The organism is Enterobacter cloacae complex sp. ECL352 (assembly GCF_020149545.1).
In the GTDB taxonomy this organism is placed as follows: Bacteria; Pseudomonadota; Gammaproteobacteria; order Enterobacterales; family Enterobacteriaceae; genus Enterobacter; species Enterobacter asburiae_B.
Genome location: NZ_CP083710.1, coordinates 79,362 through 98,202 on the forward strand (window position 1 = coordinate 79,362; position 18,841 = coordinate 98,202).

Genomic DNA, 18,841 nt, shown 5'->3' on the forward strand with positions numbered 1-18,841 from the left:
TAGAACTAATAGATATTAAATAATAAGGAAGTTGATTATGAATATGAAAATTACACTGAGTGTTTTATTTGAGGCTCTCATAATCCTTGGGCATGACAGAGTCTGGATGGAAGAATCGGAGTTTGAGCACATATACGGATACGGCTGCTACCGTGAGATACACACTTGGGACGATCGCACAGTTGCCTGGTGGGATGATGCTGATGACACATGGTATCTGTCCACAGAAGTCGATGTGATAACTCCTTTCCTTGGCCCTCTCCCAAAGAAAGAAGGAGAGCTCTCCGAGGAAAAATGCTTCCAGTTAATGACTCTTGGTCGCTACTGATAGCCGACAGCAGCATTTAATGAGTGGTCGGCTGGACACCCTCTGGCGGCCACATGTCACTCGATAGTGTAGTCCGGCGGGATTTCTCCTTGAAGATGATCCAGACATTAACGTAAAGGATACAGGAACGATGTGTAAACTGACCGGTTTTATAATGGGGCTGACGATCCTGCTGGGTGTGACTGCACGGGATGCAGGGGCGGCAACGCTCAGTGAAATGCGGATGGTTAATGCCAGTCAGAAACCCGGGATGGTGATTATCTGCAGCCGGACCTCGGAGATTCCGCAGAAAGGTGAATCCCCCGTTCGTATAGAAAGTCTCCTCAGGGGCGTGGTACTGCAGAACGACGGTGATCGCATGATGTTTGACGTGACCTATACACAGCGAAACGCTGAAGAGAGTATTCCTTTTCGTACGGAAAAATACCGGCTGACCACTGAGCTGGAAGCCACCCGCCAGAAAATGGCCATCGATCCTGAGACGATAGAACTATCGCTTCCGCGTGCCCGCGGTCTTGAAGAAACTTTTCTCGCGGGGATGAAAGCAAGCCCGGTTTCGTTTGAAGATTACACCAATTACCGTGTCAAATCTGCTACCGAGTATCTGATCCTGCCGGGTCCGGCATCCCCGGATGCACCGGTGATGCACTGCACACTCTAATGACAATGGTGACATAACATGATGCCAGCACTGCCAGGCCATAGCGGGGCTTTTTCCTCTGCTCAGCTGCCGGTGGCCATCGATTACCCGGCCGCGCTGGCACTGCGCCAGATGGCGCTCGTTCAGGACGAACTGCCGAAATACCTGCTGGCGCCGGAAGTGAGCGCCCTGCTCCACTACGTGCCCGATCTTCACCGTAAGATGCTGCTGACCACCCTGTGGAACACCGGCGCCCGTATTAACGAAGCACTGGCCCTGACCCGGAGTGATTTTTCCCTGGCCCCGCCCTACCCGTTCGTGCAACTGGCAACCCTCAAACAGCGGGTGGAGAAAGCGGCCCGAACGGCCGGCCGTGCTCCGGCCGGCAGCCAGCCTCATCGTAACGTTCCGCTTTCCGATCCGCAGTATGCCCGCCAGCTGGAAATGATGGTGGCCACCCTGAAAATACCGCTGGAACGCCGGAATAAGCGCACCGGCAGAACGGAAAAGGTGCGCATCTGGGAGATCACCGACCGTACCGTTCGCACCTGGCTGGGCGAAGCTGTTGAAGCGGCAGCCGCCGACGGGGTGACGTTCTCCGTGCCGGTGACGCCACACACGTTCCGCCACTCCTACGCCATGCACATGCTGTATGCCGGAATTCCGCTGAAGGTGCTGCAGAGCCTGATGGGGCACAAGTCGATCAGCTCGACGGAAGTCTATACAAAGGTATTTGCGCTCGATGTTGCTGCAAGGCATCGTGTGCAATTTTCAATGGCAGAGGCTGATGCTGTTGCCATGCTGAAAAAAAGATAACTAAATTTGTCAAAATTTACAGACAGTTGTAATGACATCCACTTATTCGATAATAAATTAATCTTGCGTTACGTGAAAACTGACAGGGGTCCAGGCTGTACCAGGCCGGAATTCACGTAACGCACTTTACGTCTTCTTCATTACTTACCTTTTCGTTCCGATCCTGTTCATCCCTGCATTGCCCCCTTTTCTTCATAACGCATTTCACTGTTGCCGAAAGCCCATGGGGTCGACTTTGCGACCGCGGCCGCACTCAGAAGGATGGCCACTTTAACCGGCGCCACCCTGGCGTACCTACTCGTCCCCGAAGTGAGAGCCCTACTCTTCTATATGCCGGATCTTCACCATTAAATGCTGTTCTCTACTTTCTGGAACACGGGAGTGCGGATCAGTGAATCCCGGACGCTGCCCCCGGAATCCTTTGATCTCGGTGGGTTAAGACCCTTTGTGAAAGTACTGGGCTAAGGGCATCCGCCCTGACGAACAATATTGACTAAGTGATGAAAGTAAACATATCGCAGTGAAGATGTTGAGCAGACTGCCCGCTCTTCCACACACCGCAGTCAATATCAATACTCCGGTAGGCCTATCCGCATATCGCAGTCAAGGCAAGCAAAACCTAAACGGAATGATGAATCAGTATAAATTGACTGTGGTATGCGCTCTGCATACCACAGTCAACAAACTCTAAAACGGCATTCCTCAGTCATTTCCCGGTTTCACGCTGGCGAGCGCTTTTGCTAGTTTCTGAGGATCAATACCTGCAGCCTTCAGGGCTTTAATAACTTCGTCATAGTTCTGCTCAGGTACTTCCTCTTCCGGCTCACGGGGAACAACGACCTTGCTACTGATGAGTTTCGGATTACGGTAATGCACGCTGAAGTAGGTGGCCCGGCCGCGTTTGAATTCGGTGTAATCCAGATAGCCGATATCCTTCAGCTGCGCCATGGCTTTGCGCACCGTGTGGTTCTGCGTGTAGAGGTTAGACGTCAGGTTGAGTCTGTCTCGCATACGCTTCATGGAGATGGGGGCCGGATTCTGTGGCAGACTTTCAATGTAGGTATAGAGTGCCTGTGCGGACTCCTTGCGCTGCAGGGCATCAATGGCTTTCAGACGCAACAGGACCCGCCTGTCCATCTGATAAAGCTCAAAGAGCTTGGGCTCTGCCCTGATCTCCACGACATCGGCAGTGATGTCGTAATAGGCAGACTGAACCAGGTGCGTAGTCCACCCTTTCGTTTCACTCTGAAACTTGAGGGTTACGGATGCCAGCTTGAACAGGGAGTTGCTTATCCTGTCACGCATTTTCTTGTTAGAGCGCCGGGAGTCAAAGCCACACATTTTAACAAACTCAACAAAAGACAGCTTGAGCGTGTCATCCTTAACGCCAAAATCATACATTGAACGGATGATTCCAAGCCAGACTTTGAAGTCCGTATCCATATCGAGGCGCGATCCGGTGATCCTGACATCGGTATACCCTTCACTCCGGGCAATGGACAGCTGTACGAGCTCCTCAGTCGCATCCGTGACGTTTTTGCGGTTCGTCTTACTCCTAGAGGTCGATTTGAGGGTAGGAACGAACAGACCAAGCCTCATGAGCGCAACAGGCTGAACAGTACTGGCGCTGTTGACATCCAGCTTAACAACTTCACCCGTTGTCTTATTGACCTCCTGAAGATTCAGGGGTAACTCATTATTTTCCATAGCCATTTTATTAACCCGCGGTTATCCACAAACGAAAGTATATACGCATATCACAGTCAACGGAAATACATACCCCAGTTAATACAATTGCATACCGCAATAGTTGATCTCGCACACAACAGTCAACATACCACACACCACAGTTAATGAAGATAGTCTCCAGGCTCAGGCGTAGCGGGGCGCTAAACGATCCGGGGATCTCTTTTTGATCTCAACATGATCTCCTTAAGGATCAATTACTGGATCGAAATATGGAATAACAGCCAGCATCCAATACATATGGACCACTGACATGACACAATGTGAATCTTGGTACAACAACCCAGTAATACAACACCAGGAAAGGCAATAGTCTTGACTGTGATATGCAGAAAAATGCATGTCATTACTCTTCCCTATTCCTATTCAGCTTCATACCGCAGTCAATAATCTGCATACTATAGTCAATTCCTTACCATTCAGTTCCTTCCAGTGGAGCTTCGTTAGCTTCAGAGCGTCAGCCACACCTTGTTAGTACGGAGTAATTCCGCTTCCTCGACGCATGCGCCTACGCGCGCATACTTTCTGCGGCGAGCGGATGATATTGACTGAAGCATGCGGCAGCCTTTCAGGCGGATGCTGAACTGAACAAGACTATATTTTGATCGGCTTTGCAATATTTAAGACGGTTTGCAACTTTAATGTTGCTTTGCGCCTTTTACCAAGATTTAATAGATTAATGCAAAGATAATAATAAGGAACAAAGAATGGGACTGATGGAAACGCTTGACCAGTGCATTACGGCCGGTCATGAAATGACGAAAGCTATCGCGATTGCACAGTTTAACGATGATAGCCCGGAAGCCAGGAAAATTACCCGTCGCTGGCGTGTGGGTGAGGCCGCCGATCTGATTGGCGTTTCTTCTCAGGCAATCCGTGATGCAGAAAAAGCAGGACGCCTTCCCCATCCTGATATGGAAATGCGTGGACGTGTAGAGCAGCGGGTGGGCTACACCATTGAACAAATCAACCATATGCGGGATGTATTTGGCACCCGTCTGCGCCGTCCTGATGACAGCGTTCCGCCCGTCATCGCGGTGGCAGCACATAAAGGGGGTGTCTATAAGACATCTGTATCTGTACATTTGGCACAGGACCTGGCGCTGAAAGGGCTGCGAGTACTGCTTGTCGAAGGGAACGATCCTCAAGGCACAGCCTCCATGTACCACGGCTGGGTCCCTGATTTGCATATCCATGCCGAAGACACACTGCTGCCTTTTTATCTTGGTGAGCGCGATGATGCAGCCTATGCCGTCAAAGCCACCTGCTGGCCGGGTCTCGACATCATACCTTCATGCCTGGCTCTGCACCGCATTGAGACAGAACTAATGGGAAGGTTTGACAACGGGAAACTGCCGACAGAACCTCATATGATGCTTCGCCTGGCCATCGAAACAGTGGCCCATGATTATGATGTCATTGTTATCGACAGTGCACCGAACCTCGGTATTGGTACCATCAATGTCGTCTGTGCTGCAGATGTACTCATCGTGCCAACGCCAGCAGAGTTATTTGATTACACCTCTGCCCTTCAGTTTTTTGACATGCTGCGCGACCTGTTAAAAAACGTGGACCTGCAGGGTTTTGAACCTGACGTTAGAATTCTTCTGACCAAGTACAGCAATAACAATGGCTCACAGTCACCCTGGATGGAAGAACAGATCCGCGATGCCTGGGGAAGCATGGTGCTGAAAAACGTTGTTCGCGAGACCGACGAAGTCGGTAAAGGTCAGATCCGTATGAGAACGGTGTTTGAGCAGGCTATCGATCAGCGCTCATCTACAGGAGCCTGGCGAAATGCGCTGTCTATCTGGGAGCCTGTCTGTAATGAAATTTTTGATCGCCTGATTAAACCTCGCTGGGAGATCAGATAATGAAACGTGCACCAGTCATTCCAAAACATACCGTAAAAGATATCCGCCCCGAAACTGAACCTTCAGCGGCACCCGCTGCACCGATGGTTGATTCATTAATTGCACGGGTTGGAGCCATGGCCCGCGGGAATACCATTCTGCTTCCGGTTTGTGGCCGGGAAGTGAAATTTATTCTGGAAGCGATCCCGGGCGAGAGTGTTGAGACGGCATCAAGAGTCTGGTCAGGTAATGAACGTGACCAGGAACTACTGACCGAAGACGCGCTTGATGATCTGATTCCATCTTTTATGCTGAGTGGTCAACAGACGCCTGCGTTCGGACGAAGGGTAGAAGGTGTCATTGAAATTGCTGATGGTAGTCGCCGTCGTAAAGCCGCCATACTGACATCATCAGATTATCGTGTTCTCGTCGGGGATCTCGATGACGAACAGATGATGGCTTTATCACGGCTGGGTAATGATTATCGTCCTGTCAGCGCTTATGAACGGGGCAACCGTTATGCACAGCGGTTGGAAAATGATTTTAACGGCAATATCTCTGCTCTGGCTGAAGCTGAGAATATTTCCCGTAAAATCATCACGCGTTGCATCAACACGGCCCATTTGCCAAAATCAGTGGTTGCCCTGTTTACTCATCCTGGTGAACTTTCCGCCCGCTCTGGGGAGACGCTGTACAAAGCATTTTCGGGAAAAGAAGCTTTATTGTTGCAACGGACACAACAGCTTCATGAGCAAAAGAAAGCGGGAGTTATCTTTGAATCCGAGGAAGTTATTGGTTTACTGACGGATGTTCTGAAAGAGCCATCAGGTAAAAAAGTAAACCTTAATACCCGTCATCAATTTGTACCTGGTGCGACAGCCCTATACAAAGGCGATAAGGTGATTTTTAATCTCGATAAATCTCGTTTGCCTGCCGAGTGTATCGAGAAGATAGAAAGCATACTGCGCGACTTACAAAAAGTTTAGCCTGTTTAATGATACACGCGAGAGTCTTCATTAATTTCCAATATCCTTAATGCGTTACATGCTGCTTCGGAATATATACATCCGAAGCAGTTATTTTCTGCACTATAGCCCAGTGTTGTTAAAAAGATCTGTTTACTTCTCCCAACCTGATTGTTACCACAATCTAAAGATCCAGTTTTTTCTAGTTTTCCTTAACTAGTTCCGCAGTTCACCCCTCAACCTGCATATCAGAACTCAGACGGTAACCCATCCCGGAATACTGATTTCATACACCAGATTAACTGGGACCACGGTCCCACTTCCTACTTGCGTGTCAGAACTCACCCGTCAAGCCCGCTTGGAATATCGATTCCACACGCCGGATTTAACTGGGACCACGGTCCCACCTCCTACTTGCGTGTCAGAACTCATCCTTCAACCCCGCCTGGAATATCGATTCCACACGCCGGATTTAACTGGGACCATGGTCCCACTCTATTCAGCTGTTTCTATCACAATACAGATTTTGAGATTGTTACTGTGATTCCTGTATTAGGTGCGTAAGAAGATTATGTTCGTTTTGTTCCCTGGTGCTTCCTCGCTCACTCGCGGGCTTCGCCCTGTCGTTCGGCTGCGGCGAGCACTACTGGCTCTCTCAGAAAAGCAGAATTTATCTGATCCTCGCAACGGGAATATCTTTCCAGCGGGTGGTGTACGCAGGGGAGAGCATATCGCGTTTCATTTGCCATGATGGCGCTATCCCTCGCCCGGCAAACCAGATCTGTCCCAGACCGGAATGATTAATGCCATCGAGAACCTTCATCAGCTCAGAGCTGTGAGGACGTGGCGGACGTTCGTCGAACAGCTGCAGCTGCGAAACGCCGGAGCCGGTGAAGTCATTCAGCATCACACCGGCTTTGGCATACAGGTGCCCATCCTTCCAGATACGCTCCAGAGCCGTTGTGGCGGCCGCAATAATGTCCCGGGTGTCCTGAGTGGGTGTAAGCAGTTTCTCCGTGGCCACGTTGCCGTAGTAAGGCTCTTTAACGGCGAACGGAGACGTTTTGATGAAAACGGAAATATGCCGGCAGTACTGGCGCTCTTTCCGCAGCTTTTCAGAGGCCCGCTCTGCGTACTGACAGACAGCCTGGCGGAGCGAATCGTACTCCGTGATTTTCTCTCCAAAGCTGCGGCTGCAGACGATCTGCTGTTTCGTCGGTGGTGCTTCCTCAAGCGACATGCAGCTTTCCCCGTTCAGTTCGCGTACTGTTCGCTCGAGAACGACGGAGAAATTTTTGCGTATAAAGGCCGGGTTCGTCAGGGCCAGATCGAGCGCGGTCCTGATACCCAGTACATTAAGTTTGCGTGCAATACGGTTTCCCACGCCCCAGATCTCTTCGACCGGCTGCAGTGAAAGCAGTTTCCGCGTTCGCTGAGGATTCCCCCTGGTCAGGGCGAGCACACCACGAAACTGTTTCCACTCCTTTGAGGCCCACTGGGCTGATTTTGCCAGGGTTTTCGTCGGCCCGGCACCCACGCCGATGGTCAGACGGGTACAGTCATACACGTGCTGGCGCAGCTGCCGGCCGAAGTCCTCCAGGTCCATGCAGTGCTCAACGCCGGTCAGGTCGAGGAACATCTCGTCAATCGAATACTGTTCCACCCTTGGGGCCAGCTCCTCCAGGCAGCTCATCACGCGCGCTGACATCGAGGCATAAAGTTCATAGTTGCTTGAGAACGCGTATATTTTTTCCGGATACGTTTCGTTTTTCATCTGAAACCACGGCGTGCCCATTTTGATCCAGGGCTTTGCCTCGGCACTTCTTGCGATAACGCAGCCATCGTTATTACTGAGCACCACAACCGGCTTTCCTTTCAAATCCGGGCGGAAAACACGTTCGCAGCTGGCATAAAAGCTGTTCACATCGGCCAGGGCAAACATCAGTACATCTCCCTCGGGCGGTGGATGATGTGCGTGACGACGCCAAAGATATCCAGATCGTCCGGGTCGGGATAAATCGGCGGCCAGGCGGCGTTCATTGGCTGCAGCGTCAGTCGTGGCGTCAGCAGAAGCCGTTTAACCGTAAACTCCCCCTGCACACTGGCCACAACAATATCGCCGTGCCGGGGCTTCTCTGCACTGTCCACAACCAGCAGATCGCCATTGTAAAGGCTGCCGTCGGACATACTGTCACCGCTGGCACGGAGATAGTAAGTCGCGCTCGGGTGCCGTATGCAGTAATCATGGAGATCCAGGTCGGACTCGACATAGTCAGCGGCAGGGCTCGGAAAACCGCAGCTGGCCAGGTCTGCAAACAACGGATGGGCCTGTGGCGGGAGTGCTTTCCCGGTGCTGAAAAGCTGCAGTTTCATCTTTCCTCCTGACGTCTAAATATACTGGATATGCATACAGTATATTTAACAGCGTGAGGATAATCCAGATCACCTGCTTCATGAACAGGGTGAGTAACCTAAGTTACTCAAAATGCTATTTAATATCATTATGGGACATTTAAATTACTCATAATGAGAAGCATGGCTTTTATTTTGCCATTTTGCTCTTATAATATGTATCAAATTGAGTTTAATTGACGGAGCATAATGATGAATATTTACTGCGATGATGGTTCAACTAATGTTAAGCTGGCATGGTTTGAAGGAAACGAGCTGCAGACCCGGGTTTCAGCTAACTCCTTCCGGCATGGCTGGAAAGTGGCGGAATTCAGTGCCGCAACGTTCAACTATCAGGTGGGCACGCTGAAATACACCTGGGACAGCGTCAGCCGGGATGCCATCCCGACAACAAACGTGGAATACCAGTACGGTGATCTCAACCTGCTGGCCGTGCATCATGCCCTGCTGAACAGCGGACTTGAGCCGCAGCCGGTGAGCCTGACCGTGACGCTGCCCCTGAGCGAGTATTATGACGGGGACTGCCAGCGGAACGAGGAGAACATCCGACGCAAACGAGAAAACCTGATGCGTGAGCTGGTTCTGAATAAGGGCAGGGCATTTACCGTAACGGACGTGAAGGTGATGCCTGAATCACTGCCGGCGGCGTTCTCCCGTCTCGCGGAGCTGAAGCCCGGACCCGCTGAGACCACCCTGATTATCGATCTCGGCGGAACCACGCTCGATGCCGGCGTGATTGTCGGACAGTTTGATGATATCAGTGCGGTACACGGCAATCCGTCTGTCGGCGTGTCACAGGTCACCCGCGCAGCTGCAGGCGCGCTGCGGGCTGCAGACAGCGAAACCAGCGCGCTTATTGCTGACACGGTCATCCGCAACCGCAATGATCGTCAGTATCTGCAGCGAGTGATCAACGATGCCGGAAAAATTGACGATGTTCTGAACAAAATTACAGAGGCAATCACTTCCCTGGGCGCGCGTGTCACCAGTGAGCTGACGGTCTTCAGGAGCGTTAACCGGGTATTCCTGGTCGGGGGAGGGGCATCCCTCATTGAAGAGGCTATCCGTCAGGCCTGGCCTCTGGCTCCTGACCGTATCGAGGTTATCGGCGATCCGCAGCTGGCGCTGGCCAGAGAGATTGCCCTTTACAATAAAGAGGACTAAACGTGCCGGACGGCCAGTATTCTTTCTATCTGCACAGCGACGATCGCACCGACATCACGGCGATGGCGACCATCAGCACCATCTCACAGCCCCTGCGCGGTGACTTCATCCGGACCGCCGCCACCGCCGGGGCGGTGATGTACCAGACGGATGCCCGTTTACCGGCGCTGATCCCGGTGTTCTTTGACGGACATCTGAGTGCCATCCGGCTTTGTGCCGTGATGGCCCTGGTATCCGGCACCTGGTCTTCACTCTCAGGACTTCCTGATGAGCCTGATGGTGGCGTGGCTGCTCTGGCCATGTCACCGGAGACGGAATACCAGCGCCGGCGTTACACCCTGACGCTTCAGGATGACCGGAGCAGTGAACGGGTTGAGCGTGTGCTGACGGGCGTGTCATCCCGCCTGCGCGGAGAGCTGCTGAGAAACCTGATTATCACCGGTCTGGCCCTGCATACGACCGCACCGGAGCTGCCGCGTCTGCTGGCCAGTATGCCGGTACCGCCCGGCACGGTCAGCGAGCTGCAGGTTCTGGTTCAGCAGATGGCTGGTACGGCTGACGTGAGTATGGCTGCAGTGCCGGAGAAACCAGCGGAGCCTGCCGCACCGGTATCCGCTGAAGCGACCAGCATAAAGAAAAATATGCGCCGGGCATTCGGAGACTAGAGCATGTCAGTGATTAAACAAAAAGCAGTGCAGTGCATTCATAACTTTCTGCGCGCCCGGAACGTGCCTGAATCTCAGTGGCCGGAACGGGTCAAAAAGACCGGCAGGGGAATGATACTGGCAGGCGTGGCCGTCGTGGTTCCTGGCGTTCTGGTTGATAACATCTCACTGCCGGTGACAATCGCGATGCAGGTCTGCTATGCCTCACTGATCGGCCTCGGGGTTCTCCTGGCGTTTGACAAGAAAAAACCAGAGGGGCGGGGATGAATATGAACATTAACCTGAAGGAAACAGTATGCTGCTTGAAGAACTGACAGGAGACGAACGTACGCTGGTCGTTGTGGCACTGCAGGCGTTGTTCCGCGAGAGATTATCCGCATCAAATGCCGTCTTTACGGTATGTAGCCTGTCCGGAAAAGAGCAGCCGCCGGAAGATATTTTTGGGCTGCGTGAAGTAGAGGATGCGCTGAGACGTATTGGTGCAGCTCCTGCGCGTTAAATCCGGTCCCGTACACTTCAGAAAAAAACGGCAGGGTGACATCTCATCCCTGCCGTCAAAACTAAACGCTTAATTTTTCGGCGATTATAATGTATTGTTTTGTGATGTAAATCACATTTTAATTTAATGTGAAATTTTTCCTCCGCTTTACATCTCCCGTAAAAAATTACCCGCCGTGCCTTCACGCTAACCCGGCCGCTGCGGTCGCAAGGGTTCACGTTGTCTCCGTCCTCACCCGTTCGCGCCCTGCACGGTGCATTCAGCCCGTGAAGGGCTTGCGCTGCGGCTTCGGCGTCGCCCTGGCGTCCTCCGCTTTACGCCGTGTTTTTGTGGCGGCACGGCGCAAGAGGGTGCCGGATGCTGAGGACACAACCATGTTCAGACTGACCTGTATTGAACTCGATAACGGCGAGTTTGCCGTCTATATCAATCACCATTACCTGGGGAGTGAAGATGCCAGCGGAGAGCGACTTTCTCTGGGGGAGGTTCTGGAGCAGCTCTCCCTGCTGCCGGGCGTGGAATTACAGACCCTGCTGGAACCCGTACCGGAGTGCGATGACTGGTGCTGGAACGACATCGCTGATCGCGTCCTGCCGTCGCGTCCTGCATGTCGTGATGATGTGACGGTGGCAGGGCTCATCGCCAGGCTGAAGCAGTACCCACCGGATGCACTGTGTATGGGGACGTTCTGGCTGGAAGATGATTTTCTGTCCCTCGATGGCAGTCTGTCGGAGGAGGAAATTGCAGAAGCCATGCGTATCTGCGACCACAGCCACGATGCAGGCATCGGTTTTAACTGGGACACGCTGCAGTTCGCTATCGACCACGTGAAGGGGCGCTAAAAAAAAAGGACACCTTCCGGGGAGGGGTGTCCTGAAATGTGTCATATTCGTTGTAAGTGAAAACCCATCAGATGTTTTCGGCACAGATAATTGCACAATCGCTGCCTTTTTTCACCTGCCATATATCCGACTCAAAAAAAAGACGTCTCCGGTTGGGGACGTCCTGAAATCAAAGGCACACATGTCAGATAACGGCGCGAATCCATTATCAGTGTGCATTCTGCCATACACTCACGGACTCATCAGCTACCAGAACCGGTACCGAAGGATGTCGGTTCCCTCCGCCTTATTGCCGCCAGCCGGCGGCGTGTTCAACGCCGTGCCTTCACGCTAACCCGGCCGCTGCGGTCGCAAGGGTTCACGTTGTCTCCGTCCTCACCCGTTCGCACCTTTCACGGTGCATTCAGCCCGTGAAAGGCTTGCGCTGCGGCTTGCGGCGTCGCCCCTGCGCCCTCCGCTTTTCGCCGGGTTTTTGTGGCGGCACGGCGCAAGAGGGTGCCGCATATCAGAGAGGAGTGTGTCTATGTCCCGTTTTATTCTGGGTGACTGCGTGCAGGTGATGTCCCGTTTTCCGGCGCGTGCCGTCGATTTTATTCTTACCGACCCACCGTACCTGGTTGGCTATAAGGACCGTACCGGCCGCACCCTGGCCGGGGACAACTCTTCCGAATGGCTCCAGCCCGCCTGTCATGAAATGTACCGCGTGCTGAAAAATGACAGCCTCATGGTGAGTTTCTATGCCTGGAACCGCGCGGATCTGTTTCTGAATGCGTGGAAAACGGCCGGTTTCAGGGTGGTTGGCCATATCGTCTTTGCCAAGAGCTACGCCTCAAAATCGACGTTCGTGGGTTACACCCATGAGAGTGCCTACCTGCTGGCAAAGGGAAGGCCGCAAACCCCGGACCGTCCCATCCCGGACGTGATCCCCTGGAAATACACGGGCAACCGACATCACCCGACGGAGAAGCCGGTGCAGAGCCTGCGGCCGCTGATTGAATCGCTCACGCGTCCGGGGGCTATTGTCCTTGACCCGTTCGCCGGCAGCGGCTCCACCTGCGTGGCCGCCGCCGAAGCCAGCCGCCGCTATATCGGGATCGAGATGCTTGAGCAGTACCACGCCGCCGGCGTTCGACGTCTGGCACAGGTTGAACGGGCAAGAAGGATGCCGGCGGCCAATGACGGCGCGTTTTACCCCGACTATCCGGAGGCGGCATGAACTACCCGGGCCTTGAAAACCTGCGCGCGGACGTGGCCGCGCTCAGCAATGCCATGTGTGACGTGCGGATGCTGCTGAACCGCCTCGAATCGCAGCACCGGCACGACGCGGCAACGCTTACCGAACGTATGGCTGCGCAGACTCTGCGCCGGATCAACACCCTGCTTCTTGAAGCCTACCGCGAAGCCCTGGTGCTGGACGAAACCTTTCAGGACTGACTGACCCTGCCGGGCTGATGCCCGGTCTGTAACCCCTTACAAGAGAGAACAAACGATGTACGGAACCCGCGAAGAACTTTGTGTACAGCTTGAAAACATGTTCACGTTTGACGAACCCCTGGTCCTGCTGGTCTGGACGGAAGAGGGGATTAGCGTGGCCTGCCGTGAAGCCCAGCCAGAACCGGACGGGGCTGAAATCCGGAATCTGATGAAGGCGATCGGCGAAATGAAAATGACGCAATACCGCCAGGAGGGGGTAAATAATCTGACTGTCAGCGATCTCCTGGCCCGTCAGCGGGAAGCGGCAAACCGTCAGGTGAGTGTTCCGGCGGTACTCCTGCCCCGCGTCCTGCGTAACTATGAATGTGAGCTGGAAAACCGGATCGGTATGGCCTGGGAACCGGAATGGGGTTATCTACCATTGACTGATTAAACGCGTTCACCATCTCGTGTTCGTTCACACCCGGATTCGCACGTGCAGGGAGCACACTATCTACAATCACTTCAATGGAATCTGTCGCCAGTTTGTCAAAAGTTTGCTGGATAAAATCAGCTACCGGCATCGCACGGGAATCACCGCTTTTGTAGATCAAATCGGTATCGACCCAAGGCGGTGAAATCTCGATCACATTCACACCGGCATCGCGCAGTAAAAAACGCTGCGACAGGGTATAAGAATGAATCGCTGCTTTGGTTGCTGAGTAGAGTGCATTCGTCACCAAGGGTAAAAAAGCCAGAATCGAACTGTTGTTGATCAATACCGCATCCGGTTGTTGTTTCAGGTGCTCAACAAAGGCTGAACTGACCCGAACAGTGCCCAACAGGTTCGTGTCCAGTAAGGTGGTGGCCATATCGTCATCCAGTTCGGCAGCTGGATTATCGAAGGGCATAATGCCAGCGTTATTGATCACCACATTCAGGGCCGGATAGCGGGAGAGCACCTCTTTCGCCGCCGATTTAATGCTGGATACATCGGTGACATCCAGTACCACGGAATCCATTCCCGGATTGGCGGACGTAACCGTGTCAAGAAGAGCTTTACGACGGCCTGAAATGATCACCTGATTACCCATTTGATGAAATTTTTCTGCCATCTCGCGGCCAATACCCGACGTGCCGCCAGTGATAAAAATAGTGTTGCTTGTCAGTTTCATACGGTTATTCCTGTTGGCTAAATACAAGGCTAGTGAGTAAGTCCGGCACGATAACGGCCGGCGGGTACATTGCTGGAGAGGTGCGGGATCATAGCCTGGCGACTACTTTCCATCGCCTGCCAGTAAGCTTCGTTATGCAGTGACGGGATGGTGACAAATTCCCCGTTAAGAAAACCCGTAAGCGCCGCGTCCACCAGATCGTAAGCGCTCATTACTATTGACTTATCGAGTTGGTCAAGGGGTAAACCACCGTTATCCCAGAACGGCGTTGCTGTCGCGCCCGGCAGCACGGCCTGAAAATGGATGCCCTTTTCAGAGAGTTCATGATGCAGTGACTGAGTGAATGCCAGAACAAAGGCTTTTGTGCCGCCGTACACGCCGTTAAGCAGTTCCGGCGCAAGGCTGACAATCGATGAGATATTGATGATGGCACCCACACCTCGCGCGACAAATCCGGGAACCACGCTGTAAGTCAGACGGGTCAGAGCAACGACATTGAGATTAATCATCGCCTGCATTTGATCGACATCGCTCGACAACAACGGCGTATGAGTTCCGACACCGGCATTGTTCACCAGGAGAGTAATGCTGGCATCGGCACGCAGTTTTTTCTCCAGAGCAGCAAGCTGTTGGGCATCACCCAGATCGGTTGCCAGCACTTCCACATTGCGGGCGGTGTCAGCAGTGATGTGACTCGCCATCTGATTTAGGCGGTTATGATTACGGGCGATAATGGTAAGGTCGTATCCCATGCGCGCCAGTCGACTGGCGTAAACGGCACCGATGCCGGTGGATGCACCAGTGATTACGGCAGTGCCTTTACCCGGTTGTGTTGCGACACTCATTGCAGACTCCTTTCGATCACCATTGATTCGATGAGAGAATCATAAGTGAGAAAGAAATGTCGTAAATGACAATTATGGTAGTTATTTAGGACATTGCGTATTTCTGTTCAAGTAACGGGCAGGAGAGAAAGTAACTATCGGGCTGCGGTTTCATTTCAGACACATAAGACTACTTACGGTGTGTAGTAATGTCCGCTCCTGGCACGGAGCGGACCAGCTAACTGAGCTGAAGGTCCGCTGTGAGCGAAAAGCGGACATCCAAGAATTGATGAAAAGTACAACATCTTCAGGTAATAAATAAATTTCGCCGAAATAATGTAATTACCGACCCGAAGGCCGGTAATTGTTAACACTGATAACCTTTTACCACGCGTAAGCTTCAGGTGCCTCTCCGCCTGGCCCCGGCCAGATGGTATCCAGCCTTTTGAGCGTATCGTCTGAAAGAGACAGCGTCAGGGCATTGAGATTCTGACGGAGCTGTTCAACTGTACGCGGACCACTGAGCACGGCGCTAACCACCGAGTTCTGCAGTAGCCAAGCCAGCGCGACGTCTGATGGTGTTTCCCCCAGCTCATCACACAGTGTTTCCCAGGCCTCCAGTTGTGGCCGCAGGCGGTTGATTTGTGCCTGCAACTGCGGTGATGCCCGGCGGCCACCGGCAATTTTCTTCAGAACACCGCCCAGCATCCCCATCCCGACCGGGCTCCAGGGGATCAGGCCAATGCCGTAATGACGCAGCGCCGGAATGATTTCTAGCTCAATCGTGCGCTGGGTCAGATTGTACAGGCTCTGTTCCGATGCCAGCCCCAGCAGGTTGCGCGCGTCAGCCTTGCACTGTGCAGTGGCAATATCCCAGCCAGCAAAGTTACTGCTGCCAACGTAGCTGATTTTACCCTCTCGGATCAGCTGTTCCATGGCCTGCCAGATCTCCTCCCAGGGCGTGTTCCGGTCGATATGGTGCATCTGATAGAGATCGATATGGTCCGTTTTCAGCCTTTTCAGGCTGGCCTCACAGGCCCGGCGGATATGGTAGGCAGACAGGTATTTGTCGTTCGGCCCCGTGTCCATCGGCTGGTAAACTTTCGTGGCCAGCACTATCCGGTCACGCTGACCACTACGCGCCAGCCAATTACCGATGATTTCTTCGGATGTTCCGTAACCCTTTGCCATATCCGGTGACTGCGGCCCGCCATAGACGTCAGCGGTATCGAAAAAGTTGATACCTGCATCCACGGCTTCATCCATGATCCTGAAGCTGGCAGACTCATCCGTCAGCTCACCGAAATTCATGGTACCGAGACCGATGCGGCTCACCCGCAGACCGGTACGCCCCAGATGTTTGTAATTCATGTCAAATGCTCCTTAACTGAACGTGTTATTGCAGATTTTTACGGAAAAAGTCTTTCAGCTTGTCAAAAGGGATGACGTCGGTACGGTCATACAGATCGACATGCCCTGCGCCCGGTACGACATACAGTTCTTTAGGCTGACCGGCGCGTTTGAAAGCGTCCTCGCTGAACTCTTTTGAGTGAGCCTGATCGCCGGTAATAAACAGCATCGGGCGCGGCGAGATGGTTTCAATATCGTTGAACGGATAGAAGTTCATAAACTTGCCAATACTGCTCAGCATCGGTTTCGTCGTCAGTTCTTCTTTCTGACCCTGTGGGGTGTAGCCGCCGCGTTCGGTGCGGTAGAAATCAAAGAACTCGCGCTGAATATCAGGCGTTGAAGCGTCCAGTGTATTCACGGTACCGGGAATGTAGGCCGTCTCGCCTCCCTGAAACTCTGCTAAACGCTGCTCTGTGGCTGACCGGATAAAGGCCTTTCGTTGTTCCGGCGTCTGGGAATGGTTGAGGCCGTTGCGAAATGCAGCCCCCATGTCATACATGCTGACGGTGGCAATGGCTTTCATACGCGGGTCAATCTTGGCAGCACTGATAACAAAACTTCCGCTGCCGCAGATACCTAATACACCGATGCTATCCGGATCGACAAACGGCTGTGTGCTTAGATAATCAACCGCCGCGCTGAAATCATCTGTGTAGATTTCCGGTGAAATCAGGTGCCCCGGTTTGCCCTCGCTTTCTCCCCAGAAAGAGAGATCGATAGCCAGCGTGACAAACCCCTGCTCCGCCAGCTTCTGCGCATAGAGATTCGAACTCTGTTCCTTAACGGCTCCCATCGGGTGACCAACGACGATCGCCGGGTGTCGGGTATTCTGGTTCATCTTTTTCGGGATAAACAGGTTGCCGACCACGGCCATCTGATACTGGTTTTTAAAGGTGACTTTTTGCTGCGTCACCTTATCGCTTTTATAAAAATTATCGGCCCCACGGGACATATCCGCCGCAGAGGAAGCAAATGCACTGATCAACAGCCCCAGCGCTAACGTAAATTTTTTCATGATGGTCTCCTTATCATTAAGCCAGGGTGGCGTTATCAATGACAAACCGGTAATGCACATCGCCCCTGAGCATGCGCTCATAGGCATCGTTAATCTGGTCGGCGCGGATAAGCTCAATGTCGGCGACAATGCCGTGTTGGGCGCAGAAATCGAGCATCTCCTGCGTTTCAGGAATGCCGCCAATCATCGACCCGGCAATCGATCTGCGCTTCATGATGAGGCTGAACACTTCTGGCGAGCCATGCGGCGTGGCCGGCGCACCCACCAGGGTCATCGTGCCATCGCGTTTCAGCAGCGCAGTGAACACGTCGAGGTTATGCGGCGCAGCAACGGTGTTGAGGATAAAATCGAAGCTCTTTGCATGGGCTTCCATTTCGCTGGCATGACGGGAGACCACCACCTCATCTGCACCAAGCGCTCTGGCGGCGTCACGTTTGGACTCAGACGTGGTAAAGGCTACGACATGCGCGCCCATGGCGTGCGCAAGCTTGATCCCCATATGCCCCAGTCCACCGATACCGACCACGCCGACCTTTTTGCCGGGGCCCGCCTGCCAGTGACGCAGCGGTGAGTACGTTGTGATCCCTGCGCACAGCAGCGGAGCCACGGCGGCTAGTTGCGCTTCTGGGTGAGTGACGCGCAGGACATAGCGCTCATGCACCACAATCTGCTGCGAATATCCGCCCAGCGTGTGGCCCGGCGCATCCGGCGTTGGGAAATTGTATGTCCCTGTCATATGGTCGCAGTAGTTCTCCAGTCCGTCGTCACAGTCACTGCAGTGCCGGCAGCTGTCGACAATGCAGCCGACCCCCACCAGGTCCCCTGCACAAAAACCGGAGACGTGATCGCCAACGGCCACGACACGACCGACAATTTCATGTCCCGGTACGCAGGGATAGAGCGTTCCAGCCCATTCAGCGCGTACCTGGTGGATATCCGAATGGCAGACTCCGCAGTACGCGATATTAATCTGCACATCATGGGCACCGGGGGCGCGACGGGTGATATCCATCGGCTCCAGCGGCAGTGTGCCCGCATGGGCACCGTAAGCTTTAACTGTCATGGCATTACTCC

At 53.2% G+C, this 18,841-nt stretch carries 20 protein-coding genes and 2 pseudogenes; 14 read left to right on the plus strand and 8 right to left on the minus strand.

Features of this window, described 5'->3' with window-relative positions:
- The first annotated feature begins 37 nt into the window (after positions 1-37).
- The 4 genes and pseudogenes from LBF07_RS23655 to LBF07_RS23670 form a co-directional block, all read left to right on the plus strand.
- Complete coding sequence (locus LBF07_RS23655; protein ID WP_013087126.1) at positions 38-328, plus strand: hypothetical protein; 291 nt, start codon at positions 38-40, stop codon at positions 326-328.
- 130 nt (positions 329-458) lie between these two features.
- The gene (locus tag LBF07_RS23660; protein WP_013087127.1) at positions 459-989 is read left to right on the plus strand and encodes a hypothetical protein; all 531 of its coding nucleotides are present in this window, start codon (positions 459-461) and stop codon (positions 987-989) included.
- Positions 990-1,007: 18 nt separating this feature from the next.
- Positions 1,008-1,784 (plus strand): site-specific integrase, encoded by a 777-nt coding sequence (locus tag LBF07_RS23665; RefSeq protein ID WP_015572054.1) that lies wholly within the window; start codon positions 1,008-1,010, stop codon positions 1,782-1,784.
- 201 nt (positions 1,785-1,985) lie between these two features.
- A pseudogene (locus LBF07_RS23670) lies at positions 1,986-2,243 on the plus strand (site-specific integrase); the annotation flags it as partial.
- Between the two features lie 243 nt (positions 2,244-2,486).
- Here the strand turns inward: LBF07_RS23670 and LBF07_RS23675 are convergent.
- Entirely contained in the window at positions 2,487-3,497 is a 1,011-nt protein-coding gene (locus LBF07_RS23675) for a RepB family plasmid replication initiator protein (RefSeq protein ID WP_015572055.1), read from the minus strand.
- 740 nt (positions 3,498-4,237) lie between these two features.
- On the opposite strand from LBF07_RS23675, the gene sopA reads away from it, so the two are divergent.
- Complete coding sequence (gene sopA, locus LBF07_RS23680) at positions 4,238-5,404, plus strand: plasmid-partitioning protein SopA (protein WP_023327689.1); 1,167 nt, start codon at positions 4,238-4,240, stop codon at positions 5,402-5,404.
- Positions 5,404-6,369 carry a ParB/RepB/Spo0J family plasmid partition protein gene (locus tag LBF07_RS23685; RefSeq protein ID WP_013087134.1) on the plus strand — a complete coding sequence of 322 codons (966 nt, stop codon included), beginning with the start codon at positions 5,404-5,406 and terminating at the stop codon, positions 6,367-6,369. Before sopA ends, LBF07_RS23685 begins: the two co-directional genes overlap by 1 nt.
- Positions 6,370-7,018: 649 nt before the next feature.
- Here LBF07_RS23685 and LBF07_RS23690 read toward each other — a convergent pair.
- Positions 7,019-8,290, minus strand: coding sequence for a Y-family DNA polymerase (locus LBF07_RS23690; protein ID WP_015572056.1), 1,272 nt, complete (start codon positions 8,288-8,290; stop codon positions 7,019-7,021).
- Positions 8,290-8,721: a translesion error-prone DNA polymerase V autoproteolytic subunit gene (gene umuD, locus LBF07_RS23695; protein ID WP_013087136.1), complete on the minus strand. Its 432-nt coding sequence runs from the start codon at positions 8,719-8,721 to the stop codon at positions 8,290-8,292. Before umuD ends, LBF07_RS23690 begins: the two co-directional genes overlap by 1 nt.
- Positions 8,722-8,952: 231 nt before the next feature.
- On the opposite strand from umuD, the gene parM reads away from it, so the two are divergent.
- From parM to LBF07_RS23735, 8 genes are all read left to right on the plus strand, one after another.
- On the plus strand, positions 8,953-9,924 hold the full coding sequence (gene parM, locus LBF07_RS23700; RefSeq protein WP_023327692.1) for a plasmid segregation protein ParM domain-containing protein: 972 nt from the start codon (positions 8,953-8,955) through the stop codon (positions 9,922-9,924).
- Positions 9,925-9,926: 2 nt separating this feature from the next.
- The gene (locus LBF07_RS23705; protein WP_032664819.1) at positions 9,927-10,589 is read left to right on the plus strand and encodes a plasmid partitioning/stability family protein; all 663 of its coding nucleotides are present in this window, start codon (positions 9,927-9,929) and stop codon (positions 10,587-10,589) included.
- Positions 10,590-10,592: 3 nt separating this feature from the next.
- The gene (locus tag LBF07_RS23710; RefSeq protein ID WP_015572058.1) at positions 10,593-10,856 is read left to right on the plus strand and encodes a hypothetical protein; all 264 of its coding nucleotides are present in this window, start codon (positions 10,593-10,595) and stop codon (positions 10,854-10,856) included.
- A 28-nt stretch (positions 10,857-10,884) separates the two neighbouring features.
- Entirely contained in the window at positions 10,885-11,088 is a 204-nt protein-coding gene (locus LBF07_RS23715; RefSeq protein WP_015572059.1) for a hypothetical protein, read from the plus strand.
- Between the two features lie 374 nt (positions 11,089-11,462).
- Positions 11,463-11,930 carry a hypothetical protein gene (locus LBF07_RS23720; RefSeq protein WP_023327694.1) on the plus strand — a complete coding sequence of 156 codons (468 nt, stop codon included), beginning with the start codon at positions 11,463-11,465 and terminating at the stop codon, positions 11,928-11,930.
- Between the two features lie 523 nt (positions 11,931-12,453).
- Complete coding sequence (locus tag LBF07_RS23725) at positions 12,454-13,146, plus strand: DNA methylase (protein WP_008502212.1); 693 nt, start codon at positions 12,454-12,456, stop codon at positions 13,144-13,146.
- Positions 13,143-13,364: a hypothetical protein gene (locus tag LBF07_RS23730; RefSeq protein ID WP_008502213.1), complete on the plus strand. Its 222-nt coding sequence runs from the start codon at positions 13,143-13,145 to the stop codon at positions 13,362-13,364. Before LBF07_RS23725 ends, LBF07_RS23730 begins: the two co-directional genes overlap by 4 nt.
- Positions 13,365-13,461: 97 nt before the next feature.
- The gene (locus LBF07_RS23735; RefSeq protein WP_232926369.1) at positions 13,462-13,797 is read left to right on the plus strand and encodes a DUF1380 domain-containing protein; all 336 of its coding nucleotides are present in this window, start codon (positions 13,462-13,464) and stop codon (positions 13,795-13,797) included.
- Here LBF07_RS23735 and LBF07_RS23740 read toward each other — a convergent pair.
- The 5 genes and pseudogenes from LBF07_RS23740 to LBF07_RS23760 form a co-directional block, all read right to left on the minus strand.
- Positions 13,763-14,518, minus strand: a pseudogene (locus LBF07_RS23740) (SDR family oxidoreductase); the annotation flags it as partial. The gene LBF07_RS23735 and the pseudogene LBF07_RS23740 overlap by 35 nt on opposite strands.
- A 29-nt stretch (positions 14,519-14,547) precedes the next feature.
- Entirely contained in the window at positions 14,548-15,363 is an 816-nt protein-coding gene (locus tag LBF07_RS23745) for an SDR family oxidoreductase (protein WP_032670836.1), read from the minus strand.
- Positions 15,364-15,726: 363 nt separating this feature from the next.
- Positions 15,727-16,713 carry an aldo/keto reductase gene (locus LBF07_RS23750; RefSeq protein ID WP_045325189.1) on the minus strand — a complete coding sequence of 329 codons (987 nt, stop codon included), beginning with the start codon at positions 16,711-16,713 and terminating at the stop codon, positions 15,727-15,729.
- Between the two features lie 25 nt (positions 16,714-16,738).
- On the minus strand, positions 16,739-17,767 hold the full coding sequence (locus LBF07_RS23755; protein WP_045325188.1) for an alpha/beta hydrolase: 1,029 nt from the start codon (positions 17,765-17,767) through the stop codon (positions 16,739-16,741).
- 16 nt (positions 17,768-17,783) lie between these two features.
- Positions 17,784-18,830, minus strand: coding sequence for an NAD(P)-dependent alcohol dehydrogenase (locus LBF07_RS23760; RefSeq protein WP_045325187.1), 1,047 nt, complete (start codon positions 18,828-18,830; stop codon positions 17,784-17,786).
- Positions 18,831-18,841 lie beyond the last annotated feature (11 nt).

What these genes read in the sequence shown, in the direction of transcription:
- LBF07_RS23655 (WP_013087126.1), top strand. Translation starts at nt 38, where the DNA reads ATGAATATGAAAATTACACTGAGTGTTTTATTTGAGGCTCTCATAATC.
- LBF07_RS23660 (WP_013087127.1), top strand. Translation starts at nt 459, where the DNA reads ATGTGTAAACTGACCGGTTTTATAATGGGGCTGACGATCCTGCTGGGT.
- LBF07_RS23665 (WP_015572054.1), top strand. Translation starts at nt 1,008, where the DNA reads ATGATGCCAGCACTGCCAGGCCATAGCGGGGCTTTTTCCTCTGCTCAG.
- LBF07_RS23675 (WP_015572055.1), bottom strand. Translation starts at nt 3,497, where the DNA reads ATGGCTATGGAAAATAATGAGTTACCCCTGAATCTTCAGGAGGTCAAT.
- sopA (WP_023327689.1), top strand. Translation starts at nt 4,238, where the DNA reads ATGGGACTGATGGAAACGCTTGACCAGTGCATTACGGCCGGTCATGAA.
- LBF07_RS23685 (WP_013087134.1), top strand. Translation starts at nt 5,404, where the DNA reads ATGAAACGTGCACCAGTCATTCCAAAACATACCGTAAAAGATATCCGC.
- LBF07_RS23690 (WP_015572056.1), bottom strand. Translation starts at nt 8,290, where the DNA reads ATGTTTGCCCTGGCCGATGTGAACAGCTTTTATGCCAGCTGCGAACGT.
- umuD (WP_013087136.1), bottom strand. Translation starts at nt 8,721, where the DNA reads ATGAAACTGCAGCTTTTCAGCACCGGGAAAGCACTCCCGCCACAGGCC.
- parM (WP_023327692.1), top strand. Translation starts at nt 8,953, where the DNA reads ATGAATATTTACTGCGATGATGGTTCAACTAATGTTAAGCTGGCATGG.
- LBF07_RS23710 (WP_015572058.1), top strand. Translation starts at nt 10,593, where the DNA reads ATGTCAGTGATTAAACAAAAAGCAGTGCAGTGCATTCATAACTTTCTG.
- LBF07_RS23715 (WP_015572059.1), top strand. Translation starts at nt 10,885, where the DNA reads ATGCTGCTTGAAGAACTGACAGGAGACGAACGTACGCTGGTCGTTGTG.
- LBF07_RS23720 (WP_023327694.1), top strand. Translation starts at nt 11,463, where the DNA reads ATGTTCAGACTGACCTGTATTGAACTCGATAACGGCGAGTTTGCCGTC.
- LBF07_RS23725 (WP_008502212.1), top strand. Translation starts at nt 12,454, where the DNA reads ATGTCCCGTTTTATTCTGGGTGACTGCGTGCAGGTGATGTCCCGTTTT.
- LBF07_RS23730 (WP_008502213.1), top strand. Translation starts at nt 13,143, where the DNA reads ATGAACTACCCGGGCCTTGAAAACCTGCGCGCGGACGTGGCCGCGCTC.
- LBF07_RS23735 (WP_232926369.1), top strand. Translation starts at nt 13,462, where the DNA reads ATGTTCACGTTTGACGAACCCCTGGTCCTGCTGGTCTGGACGGAAGAG.
- LBF07_RS23745 (WP_032670836.1), bottom strand. Translation starts at nt 15,363, where the DNA reads ATGAGTGTCGCAACACAACCGGGTAAAGGCACTGCCGTAATCACTGGT.
- LBF07_RS23750 (WP_045325189.1), bottom strand. Translation starts at nt 16,713, where the DNA reads ATGAATTACAAACATCTGGGGCGTACCGGTCTGCGGGTGAGCCGCATC.
- LBF07_RS23755 (WP_045325188.1), bottom strand. Translation starts at nt 17,767, where the DNA reads ATGAAAAAATTTACGTTAGCGCTGGGGCTGTTGATCAGTGCATTTGCT.
- LBF07_RS23760 (WP_045325187.1), bottom strand. Translation starts at nt 18,830, where the DNA reads ATGACAGTTAAAGCTTACGGTGCCCATGCGGGCACACTGCCGCTGGAG.